General features: G+C 37.8%; 15 protein-coding genes. 11 read left to right on the plus strand and 4 right to left on the minus strand.

The genetic code is table 11. The features are described 5' to 3' along the window. Nucleotides 1-319 precede the first annotated feature (319 nt). The 7 genes from IL355_RS03315 (at nucleotide 320) to IL355_RS03345 (ending at nucleotide 9,154) form a co-directional block, all read left to right on the plus strand. Complete coding sequence (locus tag IL355_RS03315; RefSeq protein ID WP_192460766.1) at nucleotides 320-1,099, plus strand: DUF3108 domain-containing protein; 780 nt, start codon at nucleotides 320-322, stop codon at nucleotides 1,097-1,099. 6 nt (nucleotides 1,100-1,105) lie between these two features. Further along, a complete protein-coding gene (locus IL355_RS03320; RefSeq protein WP_192460767.1) occupies nucleotides 1,106-2,068 on the plus strand; it encodes a tryptophan 2,3-dioxygenase family protein in 963 nt (320 codons plus the stop codon). Nucleotides 2,069-2,077: 9 nt separating this feature from the next. Then, the gene (locus tag IL355_RS03325; RefSeq protein WP_192460768.1) at nucleotides 2,078-3,373 is read left to right on the plus strand and encodes a M23 family metallopeptidase; all 1,296 of its coding nucleotides are present in this window, start codon (nucleotides 2,078-2,080) and stop codon (nucleotides 3,371-3,373) included. 80 nt (nucleotides 3,374-3,453) lie between these two features. Further along, complete coding sequence (pgi, locus tag IL355_RS03330; RefSeq protein ID WP_192460769.1) at nucleotides 3,454-5,091, plus strand: glucose-6-phosphate isomerase; 1,638 nt, start codon at nucleotides 3,454-3,456, stop codon at nucleotides 5,089-5,091. Between the two features lie 171 nt (nucleotides 5,092-5,262). After that, nucleotides 5,263-7,977, plus strand: coding sequence for a TonB-dependent receptor (locus IL355_RS03335; RefSeq protein WP_192460770.1), 2,715 nt, complete (start codon nucleotides 5,263-5,265; stop codon nucleotides 7,975-7,977). Between the two features lie 88 nt (nucleotides 7,978-8,065). Further along, the gene (locus IL355_RS03340) at nucleotides 8,066-8,506 is read left to right on the plus strand and encodes a hypothetical protein (RefSeq protein ID WP_192460771.1); all 441 of its coding nucleotides are present in this window, start codon (nucleotides 8,066-8,068) and stop codon (nucleotides 8,504-8,506) included. 54 nt (nucleotides 8,507-8,560) lie between these two features. Next, the gene (locus IL355_RS03345; RefSeq protein ID WP_192460772.1) at nucleotides 8,561-9,154 is read left to right on the plus strand and encodes a 3-keto-disaccharide hydrolase; all 594 of its coding nucleotides are present in this window, start codon (nucleotides 8,561-8,563) and stop codon (nucleotides 9,152-9,154) included. Nucleotides 9,155-9,200: 46 nt separating this feature from the next. Here IL355_RS03345 and IL355_RS03350 read toward each other — a convergent pair whose 3' ends face one another. Beyond that, the gene (locus IL355_RS03350) at nucleotides 9,201-10,238 is read right to left on the minus strand and encodes an endonuclease/exonuclease/phosphatase family protein (protein WP_192460773.1); all 1,038 of its coding nucleotides are present in this window, start codon (nucleotides 10,236-10,238) and stop codon (nucleotides 9,201-9,203) included. 114 nt (nucleotides 10,239-10,352) lie between these two features. Here IL355_RS03350 and IL355_RS03355 point away from each other — a divergent pair, with 114 nt between their 5' ends. Together IL355_RS03355 and IL355_RS03360 are read left to right on the plus strand one after the other, a co-directional pair. Next, nucleotides 10,353-13,082, plus strand: a complete 2,730-nt coding sequence (locus IL355_RS03355; protein WP_192460774.1) for a TonB-dependent receptor — start codon at nucleotides 10,353-10,355, stop codon at nucleotides 13,080-13,082. A 25-nt stretch (nucleotides 13,083-13,107) separates the two neighbouring features. Then, nucleotides 13,108-14,457 (plus strand): DUF5689 domain-containing protein, encoded by a 1,350-nt coding sequence (locus tag IL355_RS03360; RefSeq protein WP_192460775.1) that lies wholly within the window; start codon nucleotides 13,108-13,110, stop codon nucleotides 14,455-14,457. On the opposite strand, the gene IL355_RS03365 is transcribed toward IL355_RS03360, so the two are convergent. The 3 genes from IL355_RS03365 to IL355_RS03375 are packed head-to-tail and all read right to left on the minus strand — an operon-like array spanning nucleotide 14,454 to nucleotide 17,538. Continuing rightward, the gene (locus IL355_RS03365) at nucleotides 14,454-14,855 is read right to left on the minus strand and encodes a response regulator (protein ID WP_192460776.1); all 402 of its coding nucleotides are present in this window, start codon (nucleotides 14,853-14,855) and stop codon (nucleotides 14,454-14,456) included. The genes IL355_RS03360 and IL355_RS03365 overlap by 4 nt on opposite strands. A 47-nt stretch (nucleotides 14,856-14,902) precedes the next feature. Then, the gene (locus IL355_RS03370) at nucleotides 14,903-15,331 is read right to left on the minus strand and encodes a response regulator (RefSeq protein ID WP_192460777.1); all 429 of its coding nucleotides are present in this window, start codon (nucleotides 15,329-15,331) and stop codon (nucleotides 14,903-14,905) included. Further along, nucleotides 15,331-17,538 (minus strand): PAS domain-containing sensor histidine kinase, encoded by a 2,208-nt coding sequence (locus IL355_RS03375; protein ID WP_192460778.1) that lies wholly within the window; start codon nucleotides 17,536-17,538, stop codon nucleotides 15,331-15,333. Before IL355_RS03375 ends, IL355_RS03370 begins: the two co-directional genes overlap by 1 nt. Before the next feature lie 247 nt (nucleotides 17,539-17,785). Here IL355_RS03375 and IL355_RS03380 point away from each other — a divergent pair, with 247 nt between their 5' ends. Both IL355_RS03380 and IL355_RS03385 read left to right on the plus strand, forming a co-directional pair. Beyond that, nucleotides 17,786-18,253 (plus strand): ankyrin repeat domain-containing protein, encoded by a 468-nt coding sequence (locus IL355_RS03380; protein WP_192460779.1) that lies wholly within the window; start codon nucleotides 17,786-17,788, stop codon nucleotides 18,251-18,253. After that, nucleotides 18,253-18,882, plus strand: coding sequence for an NUDIX hydrolase N-terminal domain-containing protein (locus IL355_RS03385; RefSeq protein ID WP_192460780.1), 630 nt, complete (start codon nucleotides 18,253-18,255; stop codon nucleotides 18,880-18,882). Before IL355_RS03380 ends, IL355_RS03385 begins: the two co-directional genes overlap by 1 nt.

An 18,882-nucleotide genomic window follows, 5' to 3' on the forward strand; every position in this document is an offset into this window, starting at 1 on the left:
AAAATCGCTTGTAAGTAAAAAGAACTGTTAATGTAATAGTTAAAGTAAGTTAAATAGGTGTCCAATCATAAAACAAGCAGTAAATTTGTTGGTGTAAGGGGTGGTTCCCTTACAACTTTAAGTATTGGTTTTTCATAATTTAAAGTTTGGTTGGTTATTTAGGAAAAGCCCTAACAGTAATGTTGGGGCTTTTTTTGATATTGGAAGGTGCACTGCAATGTGTTAAAAGCAATACTTTGGAATAAATTTTGTTTAAGTTATTGTAATCCTAGAAAAAATCCATTTGGCATTTTTTAATTTTATAGTTAAAACGAACCTTATGAAAAAGGTCTTTACAATACTTCTTCTCACCCTTGGCTTTTTTGTTCAGGCGCAATACGAAAGTTCTGCATTCAAACCTGGCGAATGGTTAAAATTTAGAATGCACTATGGTTTTTTAAATGCCAGCTACGCTACTCTTCACCTTAAATCTGACAATATTGGCGATGTACCTGTCTATCATGTGGTGGGTAAGGGTCAAACTACAGGTCTTGCAAGCCTCTTTTTTAAGGTAGATGATACTTATGAAAGTTATTTTGGCAAGGAAGATGGCAAACCATACCGCTTTATAAGAAAGATTGATGAAGGTGGGTACACCAAGGATATTGAAATAAATTTTGACCATACAGCGGATAAGGCAGTACTCAACGATAAAAAAAATAAGAAAAAGTACAATTTTGATCTGCAGGATAGTATTCAGGATTTACTTTCAGCCTTTTATTACCTCAGAAATAACTATGATCCAGATGATTTGGTTAAGGGTGAGGCGGTCAAGCTTAAAATGTTATATGATGATGATGGGGTTTTTAATTTCAAGCTAAAATATTTAGGTACTGAAATTTTAAAAACCAAGTTCGGAAAAGTAGAATGTTTTAAATTTAGACCCTTGGTACAGTCCGGAAGGGTCTTCAAAGAAAAAGAAAGCCTATCTTTGTGGGTGTCCAAGGACAAGAACCGTATACCCATTAGAATTCAGGCAGACTTGGCCGTAGGTTCCATTAAGGCAGATTTAGACGGGTATAATGGTCTAAAACATCAGTTCAAGATTATAATGGACTAGCAGTTAATGAAAGAAAGGGAAGGGATAGATTCACAAATACAAAAGCTTGAGGAAAAATATAAGGACTCTGGCCAAGACCTTAGCTCTTATTTAGACGGATTGCTCCACCAAAGATACCTCACTTATTGGGACTACATCAATCTTGATACCCTCTTAAGCCTTCAACAGCCAAGAACTTATTTCCCGGATGAGGAAATATTCATCATGTACCATCAGATAACCGAGCTTTATTTTAAGCTTATTTTGCATGAACAAAAACAGCTGGTAGATGACAAATCCCAAAACTTGGATTTCTTCATTGAGAAGGTAAGGAGGGTCAACAGTTATTACGAAGCCCTTATTTCTTCCTTCAAGATCATGATCAAAGGAATGGAGCGAGAGCAGTTTTTACAATATAGAATGGCGTTGTTGCCGGCAAGTGGCTTTCAATCGGCCCAATTCAGGATGATTGAAATTTATTCCACGGGTCTTGAGAATTTGGTGCATCAAAGTAAAAGGGACCAGTTTACAGATTTGAATTCAATTGAGGAGCTGTACGAGGAAATTTATTGGAAAAGAGGTGCGACCGATTTAGCTACGGGAGAAAAGACCCTAACCCTTAAACAATTTGAATATAGATATACCCCTCGGTTAATAAGAATTGCAAAACAGGTACACAATAATACCATCTATCATAAATATTTACAGCTTCCGGAAACCAAAAGGTATAATAAAGAACTAGTTCAAGCGTTAAAGACAATGGATATCAACGCAAACGTGAACTGGCCATTGATGCATATGGGTTCTGCCCATAGATACTTGGCCAAGGACAAAGAGCAAGTAGACGCCACTGGCGGAACCAATTGGAAAGAGTATTTGCCGCCTAGTTTTCAGAAAGTTGTATTTTTTCCAGAAATTTATTCTAAACAAGAGTTAAATAATTGGGGTAAACAATGGGTAGACCATATATTTAATCCCGAAAAGAAATAAAAATTCAGAATGCATAAATACTGGGGCCTTTTTTTAGTACTTATCCTAACCTTTTCTTGTAAAGAAAAAGCCGCAACGGAGCAACAAATTCAAAAGACTGAATTGGCCATTGCGCCTATTGTAAAGCCTATTAAAAAGCATTTTGGTTTTAATCTGGACGATTTCACCGTTAAAATGGATACCATAAGACGTGGTGACAGTTTTGGTGAACTAATGCTGCAGCATAAAGTGGATTATCCAAAAATAGCAAGGATAACGGAAGATTTTAAAGATACTTTTGATGTTCGTAGAATACGTGTGGGAAAACCCTACATGATATTAAAATCTCGTGATACTTCTGAAACTGCACAGGTTTTTATTTACGAAAACGACGTCATCAATTATACCGTTGTGGACCTGAGGGATACTGTTCGTGCCTACAAGGAGAAAAAACAAGTAAAATTTGTGGAGCGGGAAGTCTCTGGAGTAATCAACAGTAATTTATCCGAAGCACTGTTAGAGCAAGGAATCGATTATATGGTTACCCATAACTTGGCAAATGTGTATGCTTGGACCATTGACTTTTCTATGCTTCAAAAAGGAGACAAGTTCAAGGTTGTCTATAAGGAAAAGTACATCAATGATTCAATCTATGCCGGTTCAGAGGGTATCGATGCCGCTTATTTTGAGCATAATGGCAAACCGGTATACGCCTTTGCTTACGAAAATGATTCGTTAAAGAGCATTGTAGATTACTTTGATGAAAGTGCCAATAACCTAAGAAGAACTTTTTTAAGGATGCCTGTGGAATTTGGTAGGTTATCTTCTCGATACAACTTAAAAAGAAGGATTAGGTATTACGGTAATAAAATTAGGCCTCATAAAGGAACTGACTATGCGGCACCCATAGGCACGCCTATCTTGGCAACTGCTGATGGTACCGTAACGGAATCTACTAGGCGTGGAGGTAATGGCAAATATGTTAAAATTAGGCATAACGGCACCTATAGCACCCAATACCTGCACATGAAGAAGCAAAACGTAAAACGTGGCGATTTCGTAAGACAAGGCGATGTTATCGGGTGGATTGGCATGACCGGTAATACAAGTGGGCCACACGTTTGCTACCGTTTTTGGAAAGATGGAAGACAGGTAGACCCGCTTAGGGAAGAACTTCCCAAAGCTGAGCCTCTGGCCGAGACTTTGCAACCTGCGTACTTCAATTATATTGCTCCTTTAAAGGATCAATTAGACTGTATTGCATACCCTCCTCAACCTGTAGAAGAGGAACTTTTGGCAGGTGAGCTATCCGCCTTAACGGAATAATCACATAGTAGAGGTTGTTATTAGTAGCTATATGGCTTAATTTAGCCAGATAGAGATACTAACATAATATACAATCCTCAATGTCTTTACATCATATAAACCCTACTTCGTTGCCTTCATGGCAAGAATTATCCAAGCATTTTCAGGAAACAAAAGATACGCACCTAAAAGAGTTGTTTGAGAAAGACGATAAACGTGCAGAAAAGCTGTCTCTTTCTTGGAATGATTTTTTGGTTGATTTTTCTAAAAATAGGATTACGGATAAAACCTTGGAATTGTTATTGGAACTGGCAGATGAGATAAAGCTTTCGGATGCTATAGAAAAACAATTTTCCGGTGCGCATATTAACAAGACAGAGGACAGGGCCGTGCTTCATACTGCTTTGAGGGCGAAAAGCACTGATAAAATTCTGGTGGATGGTGTCAATGTTGTACCAGAGGTTTATGATGTAAAACAGCATATACGTGATTTTGCATCTGGTATAATTAATGGCGATGTAAAAGGATATACTGGCAAGGCCTTTACGGATGTGGTGAACATTGGTATTGGGGGATCTGATCTAGGTCCGGCTATGGTTACCGAAGCTTTAAAATTTTATAAAAATCGGCTTACCACTCATTTTGTTAGCAATGTAGATGGGGACCATGTACACGAAATACTAAAAAATCTGGATCCTGAAACCACTTTGTTTGTGGTGGTTTCCAAAACTTTTACAACTCAAGAAACTTTGAGTAACGCAACAACCATTAAAAAATGGTTTCTCCAGCATGCTACCCAAAAGGATATAGCGAAGCATTTTGCTGCCGTAAGTACAAATACAGAGGCAATTGCTGAATTTGGTATAGATGAAAAGAATGTCTTCCCTATGTGGGATTGGGTCGGCGGGAGATTTTCTTTATGGAGTGCCGTGGGCTTATCCATAGCATTGGCCGTTGGTCCGGATAATTTTGAATCTTTATTGAAAGGTGCCAATGAAATGGACAATCATTTTAAAACTGCGGATTTTAAAGAAAACATTCCTGTGGTCTTGGCCTTGTTAAGCGTCTGGTATAATAATTTTTACGATGCAGAAACGGAAGCTATTATCCCTTATTCACAATACCTGAGTAGATTTTCGGCCTATTTGCAACAAGGGATAATGGAAAGTAATGGCAAAAGTGTGGATCGTACCGGTTCAAGGGTAGGCTACCAAACCGGAACCATTATTTGGGGAGAACCGGGAACCAATTCACAGCATGCCTTTTTTCAATTGATACATCAAGGGACCAAACTTATTCCTGCAGATTTTATAGGCTTTAAAAAGTCCTTGTTTGGAGATGTGGACCATCATAATAAGTTAATGGCCAATTTCTTTGCACAAACAGAGGCACTCATGAACGGTAAAACTGTTGAAGAGGTAACCACGGAACTTGAAGCCAAAGGAATGGCTGAGGAGGAAATGGAGCAATTGATTCCATTTAAGGTTTTTGAAGGCAATAAGCCAACCAATACTTTGCTGATCGATCAACTTACCCCAAAGAGTTTAGGCAGTCTCATTGCCTTGTATGAACACAAAATATTTGTACAAGGTATTATTTGGAATATTTTCAGCTACGATCAATGGGGCGTTGAATTAGGTAAGCAATTGGCAGGTAAAATTCTTCAAGATATTAATGGCTCTGAAATTGGCAAACACGACGGCTCAACATTGAGGCTTTTACAGGAATTTAAGAATTAGATTGTTAGATTCGTATTTTGTGTTTGGGTTAGGTATAAATCACTGCTTTTCAATAGTTAGCTAAATTTTTTATGTTAATTTCAACTTAATTAATTTAACGTTGTGTTAATGTTCGAAATTATAAAATAGGGCACTTTTGCAGCGAAATTGAAGACTAACAAATACACACAAATGAAAAAAATCTATTTCACAGTGGTCGCTTTCTTCATGGCGGCCGTCGCATTTTCACAAGGCACTATTACGGGTACCGTCATTGATGGGGAAACGGGTAGTCCATTACCTGGGGCAAACGTTGTTGTCATGGGTACTACTAAAGGGGCTACTACTGATTTTGACGGTAATTTCAGTATCGAAGTCTCTACCGCTAGCGGAGTTTTAAAGTTTACCTATTTGGGCTTTATTCCTCAGGAAAAAAACTTTAGTTCTGCTGGAGCAATAGGAAATATTACACTTATGCCAAGCGCTGAAGAATTAGAAGGAATTATTGTTACAGGTGTTCAGGATATAGCAAAAGACCGTAAGACACCAGTAGCGGTTTCTACAGTTAAAGCTGCTGAGATTCAAGAAAAATTAGGGTCTCAGGAATTTCCGGAAATATTAAATACTACTCCGTCTATTTACGCTACTAAGTCAGGTGGTGGTTTTGGAGATGCCCGAATTAATATTCGAGGTTTTGATACTAATAACTCGGCCGTTATGATTAACGGTGTTCCAGTAAACGACATGGAAAACGGTCAGGTCTATTGGAGCAATTGGGCAGGATTGTCGGATGTTACTTCTGCGATTCAAGTACAAAGAGGTTTAGGGTCTTCTAAGCTAGCTGTTTCCTCTGTGGGGGGTACGATAAATGTGGTAACTAAGACTTCGCAGAATCCTGAAGGAGGAGTCATTGGAGGTACAGTTGGTAATGATGGTTATGTAAAAACTTTAGCATCATATTCCTCTGGTATTTTAGAAAATGGGTTGTCTGCTTCGCTATTGCTCAGTAGAACTGGCGGTAATATGTATGCCGATGGAACTAAATTTGAAGGGTACAATTTTTTTCTTGGTTTAGGGTACACTAGCGGTGACCACAATCTGGAGTTTATGGTCACAGGAGCTCCTCAATGGCACCATCAAAGGAGTCGTGCAACTTCTATTGAGAATCAAATACTCTACGGAGATGGAGACGGTGAACCAAACAGAAGATATAATGAAGATTGGGGATATTTGAATGGAGAGGAATTTAGTTTCAGGAGAAATTTCTATCACAAGCCTGTTATTAGCCTAAGTTGGACTTGGGATGTTAATAGTAAAACAACCTTACAGACCAATGGGTATGCTTCCTTCGGTCGTGGAGGGGGAACTGGAGAGATTGGTGAAATTGGCGGAGCAAGACAATTTGCATTACCGAGAACATCTGATGGTTTGATAAGAGTCGATGATATCGTAGCTTATAATAGCGGTACGGCAGTTGCTGGTTTTAATGATGGAAATCCTAGGCAGCAAATTAATGGTCTTTACGTGAACAATAGTGACTTGAATGATAATGAATTGAATACCAATGGTATTACACGTAGGGCATCTGTTAATTCTCATAACTGGTACGGATTATTAGCTAATTTGAACAATAGAATAAGTGAAAAGCTAACAGTTGATTTTGGTGTTGACCTTAGAAGATACACTGGCTATCACTATCGTCGTGTGGATAACCTTTTGGGTGGTGATGTATATCAACAGACTGATAACCGTAACAATGACCCTAATCCTTTATTTCGTGAGACCTATAAGTCAAATCAGCCATGGTGGGTTTTTGGTGATATTGATGATGAGGAGAAAATCGATTACTATAATTTAGGGTATGTTACATGGTTAGGTGTATTTGGACAGGTTGAGTATAATTTCACAGAAAATATTACAGGATTTGTACAAGGTGCGCTATCTAATCAAGGTTTTGCAAGAGAAGAGTTTTTCGGTACAACTCCTCCTGAAAAAACAGATGTAGAGAATATTCTTGGAGGTAATGTTAAAGGTGGTTTAAACTGGAACATTGATGAACACCATAATGTTTTTGCCAATGCCGGCTATTATGAAAAACAACCTTTATTTGATGCTGTCTTCTTAAATTTTGGAAATAACTTGAATCCTAATTTGACAAATGAAAAAATAACAGGTTTTGAAATAGGGTATGGTTTTAGAAGTTCTAAATTCAGAGCTAATGTTAACTTGTATTCTACAAGATGGGCAGATAGGTTTGAAAACGTTCAATCAACTTTTAATTTTGGTGAACCTGATGAAGTTCGAGGTACGGCGAACCTATTGGGTATTACCCAGGTACACACAGGTATTGAATTTGACGGAAGATTTCAAGCAAGCAATAAGTTGGCATTTAACGGTATGCTTTCAATTGGTAATTGGGAATATAAAGATGACGTGGCGGCTACCTTTTTCGATAATGACCAATCCCCAATTGTAATTGATGGGGTCGAACAAGCTCAAACTCTCGAATTAGATGGAGTAAAAGTTGGTGATGCTGCCCAGTTTACTGCGTTTTTAGGAGCGGATTATGGTATACTTGACAACTTAAGTGTTGATGCTGGATACCGTTTTGCAGATAATCTATATGCACAATTTGATGCAACGGACATTGGTCCAGAAGGATCACTGAAATTACCTTCCTTTGGTTTGGTGGATGCTGGTCTGTCTTATGGATTGGCATTAGGAGATTCTAGTTTAAATTTTAGATTAAATGTGAACAATGTTTTTGATACTACATATATCGCTGAATCAGATACAAATGATTTTGTTGAAGCTGGTGACGAAACTTATGATGGTATTAATGTAAGCAATAGAGTATTCTTTGGTTTCGGAAGAACTTGGAACCTTAGTGCAAGATTTAATTTCTAGGCACTCATTATTATATTAGAACCCCGCTACTAGCGGGGTTTTTTTATGCCCAAAAAGCCGTACATTTAGCTTCTTAAAATCACAACTTATGTACGAAATAGTTCAGGTGCTTCATTCCTATTTAGCCTATGTAGTTCTTTTAATATTGATTTTGGCCGTTTTCAACGCCTTTAGCGGCTGGATAGGTAAAAGAATCTTTAATATGGAAAAGGATTTAAGGCTAAGTCTATTTGCCTTGATTCTCTCGCATATTCAGCTATTGGTGGGGTTGATTCTCTACTTTGTTTCCCCAAGTGGCTTAAATGCTATCAAAACCTTGGGTATGGGAGGTTTAAATGCCCAGTCACGATTGTTGGCACTGGAACATCCTGTAATTAATATCGTGGCCATCGTATTCATTACCATTGGCTGGTCTAGACACAAGAAATTTGTAGAAGGCGACAAAAAATTTAAAAGCATTGCCATTTTCTATGGTCTCGGACTTGTTTTGTTACTGAGCCGTATCCCATGGAATGCGTGGTTCAATTGATTTTACCAATCAAATAAATCAAACCCAAACCCTAATTTTATAACCAAAAATCAAATGAAGAGATTATTAGTATCCCTGTGTGTGGTATGTATGGTGACTTTCACCCATGCCCAAAAAGAAAAATTGTTCAATGGAAAAAATCTTGATGGTTGGACCATCTATGGTACCGAAAAATGGTATGTAGAAGATGGTTTACTCATTTGTGAAAGCGGTCCTGACAAGGGTTATGGCTACTTGGCAACTGATAAGCATTATAAGGATTTTGAATTGACATTGGAATTTAAACAAGAGGCCAACGGAAATAGTGGTGTATTTATTCGTTCTACCATCGAAGGGACCAAAATTACTGGCTGGCAGGTAGAGGTGGCACCTCCAGGCCATGATACCGGTGGTGTTTATGAGTCCTATGGTAGAGGATGGTTGATCAAGCCGGAAGCAGAAAAGGATAAAGCCTTGAAAATGGGCGAGTGGAATAAAATGAAAATTCGAGTAGAGGGAGACCAAATTACATCTTGGTTGAACGGTACCCAAATGATTACGCTTACCGATGAAAAAATAGGTAAGGGAGAAGGGTCAGTGGCTTTACAAATCCATGACGGCGGAGGAATAAAGGTGAAATGGCGCAAATTAAAGTTAAAACAACTTTAATAGCTTGCAGAAACGTTTGAACCCCTCTATAACCAGAGGGGTTTTTTTATGGTTCTTTTCTGATTAAATAAAGGTAAACGGGAAAGTGATCGGAGTAACCTCCGGTATAGGCGCCACCAGCATAAGTTCTTAATGGGTAGCCTTTATAGGTTCCTTTTTGTGTTATAAGATAGGGGGCGGTAAAAACGGAGGCTTTCCAAAAGTGATACTTTTCATCTCTCTTTTCTACAAGCGCTTCGGTCATAAAAAGCTGGTCAAAGAGATTCCAATTGTCCCTATAGGCCAAAGAACCTACACCCTTTTTATACATGCGTTCCATAGGGTTGTAAAGCTCTCCTTTCTCTAGCTTTTTAATTTTCCCTTTCGTTTTAAGTATATTTTTAAAACTATCATTGGTGGGGTCGTCATTAAAATCCCCCATACTAATAATCTTTGCTTGCTCATCCAATCTTTGTAGGGAATCAATAATTCGTCTGTTTAGTTGGGCAGCGGCTATTCGGTTAGGCCGGCTTCTTGCTTCACCACCACTTCTAGATGGCCAGTGGTTGACTAAGAAAAATAATTGTTCACCATCCAACATGCCCCCAACAACCAATTGGTCCCTGGTGTAATTTCTTTCTTGCTCCTCATTTAAGAGCAATAGCCGATGACTTGCTGTGGAAGTTGGCACAAAAGCCGATTTCTTGTATAGTAAAGCAACATCAATGCCCCTTTCATCAGGTGAATCATAATGAATAATTTCATAGCCCTTGTCCCTAAGAACTTCTTGATGTATCAAATCTTTTATGACTCTTAAGTTTTCTACCTCACAAATCCCCAGAATGTCCGGGGAATTTCCCGTCTTGTCAGAGCCAATTTCCGATATGACTTTTGACATGTGAATTAGTTTTTGCTGATATCTTTCTTGGGTCCAATTATCCTTCCCCTCCGGTGTTCGGTCATCATCAAAAATCAAAGTGTCATTGGTGGTGTCAAAAAGGTTTTCAAGATTATAAAAAGCAACCGTTCTTATCTTATAAGAACTGCTTTGGGAAATTGCTAAAAAGGGAAACAGGAGTAAAAAAAGTAATTTCAAATTTATCATCGGGATATAAAATCTACTTCAATTAACGATTTTTTTAGCTGATTAAACCTCATTCTTGGTAAGAATAATCCTTAATTTGTTAATATTGATACGTTCTCCAAAAAATATAAGTAATTGAAACGCATTGGGTTTCTTTTTGTTTTCTCCTTTATTGCCCTGCATAGTCTTTGGTCTCAAGATAGGTATACACTTGATGGAAGATTAGTTTCCCAGAGAACGGAAAATCCCATTCCTCAAGCTGAAATTACAATTGAAGGGTCTAATAATATAGTAAGGTCCCAAGAAAATGGATTCTTTAGAATTACAACTGCAAAAAGGGAAATTCTACTAAGGATTTCGTCTGCGGATTATCTAATAAAACAAATACCTATAACCTTTACTTTGGATAGTTTGAGTTTAGGAACAATTATGTTGGAAGAGGACATCACCACTGAACAGACTACCAATCTCATTACGTTAACCGATAATGAACTTACGGATGATGGTATTGCCTCCAATCCATCCGGATTATTGCAGGCCACTAGAGACCTATTCCTTAACAGGGCGGCTTTTGATTTTGGTCAAGCCTTCTTTAGGGTAAGAGGGTATGATTCCCAAAATGGAAATATTTCCATCAATGGTATTAAAATGAACAAGTTTTATGATGGTAGACCGCAATGGAATAATTGGGGAGGACTGAATGATGTATTAAGAAATCAGCAATATACCAATGCGTTAGCACCTTCTGATTTTACCTTTGGTGGTATTTTAGGCAATACAAATATAGATACGCGCCCAAGTGGGTTAAGACCGGGAACTAGATTTACGGTATCTGCCTCCAATAGAACATATGCGGGTAGGTTTATGGCCACACACAATTCTGGACTGCTTGAGAATGGGCTGGCATATACTGTTTCAGTTTCTAAAAGATGGGCTAAAGAAGGGTATATAAATGGAACTTTATATGATGCCTATAGTGCCTATGTAGGAGGTGAGTATAAAATCAATGATAAAAACTCCCTTCAATTCACTGGAATATTTGCTTCTAACAGACGTGGGAGGTCATCGGCCATTACGGAAGAAGTTTTTCAATTGGCGGGTAATCGTTATAATCCTTATTGGGGGGAACAAGATAACAAGACCCGAAATTCCCGGGAGCGAGAAATTTCAGAACCTATCCTAATGCTAAATTATCGGGTGGAAAAAGATAAATTCAACTTGAATGCAGGTGTTTCCTATCAGTTTGGAACAAATAATAGAAGCAGACTAGGGTACTTTAATGCACCAAATCCAGATCCTACTTACTACCGGTACCTTCCCAGTTTTTATATCAATAGCCCTATAGGAGCAAACTTTACGAGTGCGAATCTAGCGAAGGAAGGGTTTCTAAACGAACCGCAAATTGATTGGGAGGCAATTTATAGGTCTAATGAAAGAGAGGCGGCGGCTTATCTCTTATATGATGATGTCACGGATGATCAACAATTTAACTTTAATCTCATCAGCAACTTTGATCTGTTACAGAATGTTCAGGTAGACCTGGGATTGAACTTTTCACAACTTTCATCTATCAATTATGCTAGAATTACTGATTTATTGGGGGCGCAGTTTCACAATGATATGGATGCCTTTTCCAATACCAAAAATGACATAGCAGGCCTGGTTCAAAAACAAAGAGGAGATGTTTTCAATTACAATTACATTTTGGACGCTACAAATTATTCAAGTTTTGCTCAGTTTAGGTATAGCAAGGCCAGATGGAGTGCTTTCATGGCCGGTGAATATTCAACTACTTCTTACCAAAGGGAAGGGCTTTTTCAAAATGAAAGATATATAAACAATTCTCTTGGCAAGAGTGATAAGGTAAATTTTTCCAACTACGGCGTTAAAGGAGGTGCAACCTATAAAATAACCGAAAGACATGTAGTGAACGTCAATGCTGCGCAAATTTATAAGGCACCAGTGCTTCAAAATGTTTTTGTAAATCCTAGGGAGAATAATGAGGTAGTTGCAAATATTCAAGATGAAAAAATTACGACGCTAGATGTTAACTACCATCTTAAGCTGCCTAATTTAACGGGTAGGTTGAGTGCCTTTTACACCCGATTTCAGAATATAACGGACATCAACTTCTTCTTTGTGGACACCGGGGTAGGGTCCGATTTTGTTCAAGAAGTATTGACGGATTTAGATAAGTTGCACTTAGGTACAGAACTCGGATTGGAATATAAGCTTTCATCATCCGTTAAAATGAATTTTGTGGCAGCCATAGGCAAATATGTATTTGCTAGTGACCCTAACGTTACTATCAATTTTGACACGGCAGGTAGAGAAGAGGATTTAATCAATATAGACGGAAACCTATCTTTGGGTCCGGCCCAAATAAAGGACTATAAGCTTGCTCAAGGTCCACAACAGGCATATGCTTTAGGTGTTGAATACAGAGACCCCAAATATTGGTGGATAGGTGCTACGGCTAACTACTTAGCAGATAATTATGCCAACATTTCTACTATTACCAGAACCTCCAGTTTTTATTTAGACCCGGAAACAGGAAATCCTTTCCCAGATGCTACTGCTGAAAATGTTGAAGAATTGCTAAGACAAAAACCTTTGGATTCTTTCTATTTGCTCAATTTAATAGGCGGGAAGTCATGGTTGAGAAACGGTAAATATATTAGTGTGTTCACTAGTATCAATAATGCGTTTGATGTGCAATTTAGGACTGGGGGGTATGAACAAAGTAGAAATGGAAATTTTGGACAGTTACGCGATGATAATTTGAGTGGCACCCCTTCATTTGCCCCTAAATATTGGTATGGCTATGGACGTACCTTCTTTTTAAACATCGCCTATAGTTTTTAGAAGTATGGAAAAACGGAAATTTTTAATGATACGCTTCTTTGAATACATATTATTGGTGATTGTTTTTGCTACTTGCTTTTTGTCCTGTAATAGGGAATATGATCCTCCCAAATCGGAATGCGATGAAAATATAATGGCTAATGCTACTTATACAGAAATTAAAGAACTCTATATAGATGAAACCATACAAATTCAAGAGGATTTAATAATTGAGGGCTTTGTAATTTCTTCAGATGAGGAAGGTAACTTTTTTAGCGTACTGCATATTCAAGATGCTGTTGCTAATCCTAAAGAAGCCTTTCAAATAGAAATAGATATAAGGGATTCTCACTTACTGTACCCTATTGGCAGTAAAGTGTTTATAAAACTAAAAGGATTGTATCTGGGTAAGAGTGGCGATGTTTATAAACTGGGTGCAACCTTTGAGTCCTTTGGAAACGTATCCGTGGGTCGTTTACCTGCTAATGTGGTAGATGAACATATCATTCCCTCTTGTGATGACCCTTCAATAATTCAACCTGTAAAAATTTCTATCGAAAGATTGAACGAGTATCCTTCTGGTATTCTAGTATCCTTGGACAGTTTGGAGTTTGTTGAGGAAGAATTACTGCTTCCGTTTGCCAACGAGGCAGAGGAGACCGTTAGAACTTTGATTAATTGTGACGACCAAATAATATCCCTAGTGAATAGTGGGTATTCCGATTTTCAATCTGAAATTGTACCGGATTTAAATGGAAGGGTCACTGGGATTCTTTTGGAGGGTGAGTTGATAATAAGAAGTTTACAGGATATGGAATTCACCAATGATAGATGCGCTCCGTTTATAGATGAGTTTACTTCTAATCAGCTTTTTATCTCAGAATTGGCTGACCCCGATAACAATGTGGGTGCTAGATTTGTTGAAATTTTCAATGCTTCGGAAACCGCCTTAAGTTTAAAAGGATGGTCTTTAGTCAGGTATACAAATGCAAATACTGAGGTAAGTTCTATGGTTGACCTTTCAGAAATTGTATTGGAAGGAAAAACGACACTTGTTATCAGCCCCAATGAAGAGGAGTTTCAAAGAGTGTATGGTTTTGCACCGGATATGGCTATTGGCAGCAATAGTCCTGCAGATTCTAACGGTGATGACAACCTGCAACTTATAGACCCTTTCGGAAAGGTAATTGATGCATTTGGAGTAGTAGGAGAGGACGGTTCCGGAACCGATCACGAGTTTGAGGATGGACGGGCTTTAAGAAAATTGAATGTTGATATGGCGAACCCAAACTTTGCTAATAGTGAATGGGAAATTTATAATGATACGGGTGCGGCAGGTACCAATAATCAACCCCAAATTGCTCCGGAGGATTTTACACCTGGGGAGCGGAATTAATTGAAATAAGCTTCAAGTATTTCTTTGGAAACAGGTTTGGAAAGGTAATTATTCTCTAACCCATAGCTTTTGGCTTTTTCTGCATCCGCTGGATCTATAGATGAACTCATGATTAGAATAAGAGGTGTGGTTTTCTCAGAGGGATGTATTCTCTTAAACTCCTCAACAAACTCCCATCCGTTCATAATGGGCATATTTAAATCAATGAAAATGACGGAGGGCAATGGTTGATTGCCCTCTATTAATTCTTCAAATTCGTCAATCGCATCTTGCCCATTCTCAAAAACTAAGGGATTGGGGTCCGTTTCCCCATCATATTTTTTTAGTGCCCTTTTTAATCCAAAAACCGAAATGGCGTCATCATCTATTATGCAAATGCTTTTTAAGGCTTCATTCATTCATTCCAGCTTTTAAAAGTGACTATTCTAAGTGTACAGTGTACACCCTATGTTTCTGTGGTCTTATCGTGTTCTATTCCAATATTCTTTAGTACTGTATGTAAATCTTCGCGAACCACCGGTTTCAAAATATAATTATCAACTATTTCATAATTTCTTATCCGTTCCAAATCACGAGGGTCTATGGAAGAACTAATAATGTAAATGACCGTTTTTTCCCTGTTTGGATTAGGAATTTTTACAAATTCATCCAAAAACTCCCATCCGTTCATGATGGGCATATTAAGGTCTAAGAAAATTATGGGTGGGATGGATTCTCCGCTTTCGACAATATCTTCAATTGCTTCAATAGCATCTTGACCGTTATTGTAAACCATGATTTCATCACTGAAATCAACTTCCTTCATTATTCGTTTGGTACTATAGACAAAAATGGGGTCATCGTCAATAATACAAGTACTACTTACTTTAGCCATTATTCTGGGGTTTGGTTGTTCTCAAAATACAATTTAAAAGTAGTTCCTATGCCTACTTCACTTTCTACTTCTATTTTACCTCTCATGGATTCCATTTGGTTTTTGGTAATAAAGAGGCCAATGCCTTTTGCATCTTTATTTTTATGAAAGGTTTTATACATGCCAAATATTTTCTTGCCATGTCTTTTTAGGTTAATTCCTAGCCCATTATCCGCAAAACTTAAAATTACATGATTTTCGGTAATTTCTGTTGTAATGTTTAAAGTGGGAGTACGTTTGGGCGAACTATATTTAATACTATTGGTAATTAAATTTAAGAATATGCTGTCTATATATGCCGGAATACCGTTTACGGTTAAATTATGGGGCATATCTACAGTGCATTGTACCTTTTTGTCATTTAATAGAACACTTAGGTTCTTTTTTACCGTGTGTAGGGTTTCAGGTAGGTTTACGGGTACCATTTTTTCATTGGCACCTACTTTTAGTTGAACCACATCGTTAAGATGTACGACGGTTTCATTCAGGCTTTCAGAGGCATCCTTGAGCATAGAATGGATTTCCGTTACTTCGGATTCATCCTTTTCCCCTTCTAAAAAGCCAGTGAGCATGGAGAGGTTGGTAGCGTGTGATCTTAGATTATGTGATACAATATGGGCAAAATTCAAAAGGCTATCATTTTGCTGCTTGGTAATATTTAAAAGCCTGGTCAATTCTTCTTCAGCCTTAATTCTTTGGGAGATATCCATTACCTGCGAAATAAAATGCGAAAGTCTCCCTTCAATATTTCTAACCGCTGTTACCGTCAATATCGCAAAAATAGTCTTACCTTCTTTATTAAGGTATCTTTTTTCTATTTTGTAACTATCCCGCTTACCTTTAATTACTTCATTAAGAAGCGCTACATCCTTTTCTAGGTCTTCTGGGTGCGTAATATCTTGAAAGTTTTTGTTTCGCAACTCTTCTTCCGTGTATCCCAATTTTGAACATAATTGCTTGTTCACCTGGATCCACTCCCCTTTTAAACCTACCAATGCCATACCCGTTGTAGATTTCTCAAAGGCCCTGTGCAAGGACTCTTCGCTACGTTCAAGCATTAATTGTGTTTTGGAAAGCTCTGTGATGTCAAAGTTGGTGCCTATCATTTTGGTGGGCGTACCTTTCTCGTCATAAATAATGACAGCCCTGGCACCTAAGTGTCTAATTTCTCCTTTTGGGGTGACGATTCTATACTGGGTCTCATATTCTTTTTTGCCTTCTAGGGCATTGTTATGTGTAGATACAATAGTATCTAAATCATCTGGGTGAACGGCCCTTCTCCAATGATGTCTGTTGTTAGGGTTAAAATTGATTCTTTTAACTCCATATAATTTGTACATGTTGTCATCCCATACAAAGTCTTCATTGAGCATAGAGTATTCCCATATTCCTATATTGGATCCAGTGGTGGCAATGGCAAGTCTATTGGAAACCTCATTTAATTTGATTTCCATTCTTTTCTCATCATCAATATCTTGAAAAGTACCAAAAATACGAACACACTTGCCGTGTTTCATTTCAACACTGCCCATGGCACGTACCCAACGTTCCCTTCCTTTAGCAGTGACAATAACAAGGTTGACATCCCAAGGGGTGCCATCTGCCATGGCTCGCGCCACTACTTTTGAAATAGTATCTCTATGCCTACCTTCTTTATAGAATTTAATTCCCTCCTCCAGTTTGGGCATATAGTCCAATGGAAGCTCATGAATTTGTTTGGTGATGTCTGTCCAATAGAGATCATTGGTGAGTAAATCAATTTCCCAACCGCCAATTTTGGCAACTTCAACAGCTTTTTGGTGAATCTCTTCCTTTCTTTTATTTTCAGAAATATCTTCTAGAAAGAGGATGATTCCTGTAATAATGCCGTCAAGGTTTCGCTGAGGTTTCACTTTCCATTTTAACCACTTTACAATACCTTCCACCACCAATTTTTTTGCGTCATTTTGATGGGATTCTCCTCTAAGGCATTTAGGTAGTACTGTTTCCAATTCTGATTTCAAGTACGGCATAACCTCAAAGAGGTTTATACCTAGTAAATTAGAATTTGGAACAGAAAATTTGTCTTCCCAAACCGAAGAATAGGTCTGAAAACAATATTGGTCATCCAGTAACGCAATGGCTACAGGTGCTTCTTTGATAAGCGTGTTAATGGTTAAAGTGTCCAATACAAGGGGGGTTTGGAGAGTGAAGTTATAAAAATATGTTCAAAAGTAGGAAAATATCTAAAAATTAATGGTTATTTACCTTAATCGTGTAATCCACTGCAATTACTACTATACAAGGATTTATAAATAAATTTAATAGTGCTATTTTATAAAAGTCAATTGAGGATATTTGAAAGAGATTCAATTTTGTAATTTTCAGTCGATTTGCTTTCATAGTATTATGAACGTCATTTTTAATAACATTTGTATGAATGAAGATTTTTTAAATTATATAAGGTCTGGGAATGTAGGAAAGGTATCAACAGCAATTGCAGACAATCCTAAGCTCATGTCCGTTAAAGACCAAAGAGGTTCCACGCCCCTTATTTTAGCTACCTATTATAATCAATATGAAATTGCCCAATTGTTGTTGGAGAAAGGTGCAGAAGTAGATGAAGTAGATGGGGCCGGTAATACGGCATTAATGGGCGTCTGTTTTAAAGGATATGATGGGTTGGCAGAATTGTTGGTGAATAAAGGAGCCAATGTAAATGTGAAAAATTCCATGGGGGGTACCTGCTTAATTTATGCAGCTACATTTAACAAACCTAAAATTGCAAAGTTGCTACTGGATAATGGAGCGGATACAAGCGTAAAGGATAATAGGGGACATACGGCCCTCGACCATGCCAAGTTACAAGGTTCCCATGAGCTTATTAACATGTTGGAAGTGTAATGGATTTAAGTGCGGAAGAACAACTTAATTTAGTAAAACGCCTTAAATCAATAGCTGATATTGGATTGGTCTATGCCGAAAGTGATTACTCAGAGGAACGCTATCAAGAAGTTAGGCAAATAAGTCTCCAATTAATGGCGCAAATTTCGGGTACACAACTTAAGACTTTAGATAACTTCTTTCTTCCTGAAAAAGACTATCCAACGGTAAAAGTAGATGTTCGGGGTTTTGTTCTAAATGAACAAAATGAGATTTTAATGGCGAAGGAAAGATTGGATAACAAGTGGACAATTCCCGGTGGTTGGGCAGATGTAGGGGATACTCCCTCTGAGGCTGTTATAAAAGAGATAAAGGAAGAAACCGGTTATGAAGCTGAAGTGGGTAGACTTTTGGCCATTTATGATAAAAGATGTCACCCTCATCCCCCACAAACATTCTATATTTATAAATTGATATTTCTTTGCAATATAACCGGAGGTGTCCAAAAGCATGGATATGATATGGAAGCCGTTGGATTCTTTAAAATAAATGAATTACCAGAACTTTCTAAAGATCGTATTCTCTCCTCACAACTTCAGCAGTTGTATGAGTTGGCTAAAGGAGAGGGAAGTAAGGTACATATTGATTGA

This window comes from Euzebyella saccharophila, assembly GCF_014855495.1.
GTDB classification, from domain to species: domain Bacteria; phylum Bacteroidota; class Bacteroidia; order Flavobacteriales; family Flavobacteriaceae; genus Euzebyella; species Euzebyella saccharophila.

What these genes read in the sequence shown, in the direction of transcription:
- IL355_RS03320 (WP_192460767.1), top strand. Translation starts at nt 1,106, where the DNA reads ATGAAAGAAAGGGAAGGGATAGATTCACAAATACAAAAGCTTGAGGAA.
- IL355_RS03370 (WP_192460777.1), bottom strand. Translation starts at nt 15,331, where the DNA reads ATGGCTAAAGTAAGTAGTACTTGTATTATTGACGATGACCCCATTTTT.
- IL355_RS03340 (WP_192460771.1), top strand. Translation starts at nt 8,066, where the DNA reads ATGTACGAAATAGTTCAGGTGCTTCATTCCTATTTAGCCTATGTAGTT.
- IL355_RS03360 (WP_192460775.1), top strand. Translation starts at nt 13,108, where the DNA reads ATGATACGCTTCTTTGAATACATATTATTGGTGATTGTTTTTGCTACT.
- IL355_RS03365 (WP_192460776.1), bottom strand. Translation starts at nt 14,855, where the DNA reads ATGAATGAAGCCTTAAAAAGCATTTGCATAATAGATGATGACGCCATT.
- IL355_RS03335 (WP_192460770.1), top strand. Translation starts at nt 5,263, where the DNA reads ATGAAAAAAATCTATTTCACAGTGGTCGCTTTCTTCATGGCGGCCGTC.
- IL355_RS03385 (WP_192460780.1), top strand. Translation starts at nt 18,253, where the DNA reads ATGGATTTAAGTGCGGAAGAACAACTTAATTTAGTAAAACGCCTTAAA.
- IL355_RS03350 (WP_192460773.1), bottom strand. Translation starts at nt 10,238, where the DNA reads ATGATAAATTTGAAATTACTTTTTTTACTCCTGTTTCCCTTTTTAGCA.
- IL355_RS03325 (WP_192460768.1), top strand. Translation starts at nt 2,078, where the DNA reads ATGCATAAATACTGGGGCCTTTTTTTAGTACTTATCCTAACCTTTTCT.
- IL355_RS03345 (WP_192460772.1), top strand. Translation starts at nt 8,561, where the DNA reads ATGAAGAGATTATTAGTATCCCTGTGTGTGGTATGTATGGTGACTTTC.
- pgi (WP_192460769.1), top strand. Translation starts at nt 3,454, where the DNA reads ATGTCTTTACATCATATAAACCCTACTTCGTTGCCTTCATGGCAAGAA.
- IL355_RS03380 (WP_192460779.1), top strand. Translation starts at nt 17,786, where the DNA reads ATGAATGAAGATTTTTTAAATTATATAAGGTCTGGGAATGTAGGAAAG.
- IL355_RS03315 (WP_192460766.1), top strand. Translation starts at nt 320, where the DNA reads ATGAAAAAGGTCTTTACAATACTTCTTCTCACCCTTGGCTTTTTTGTT.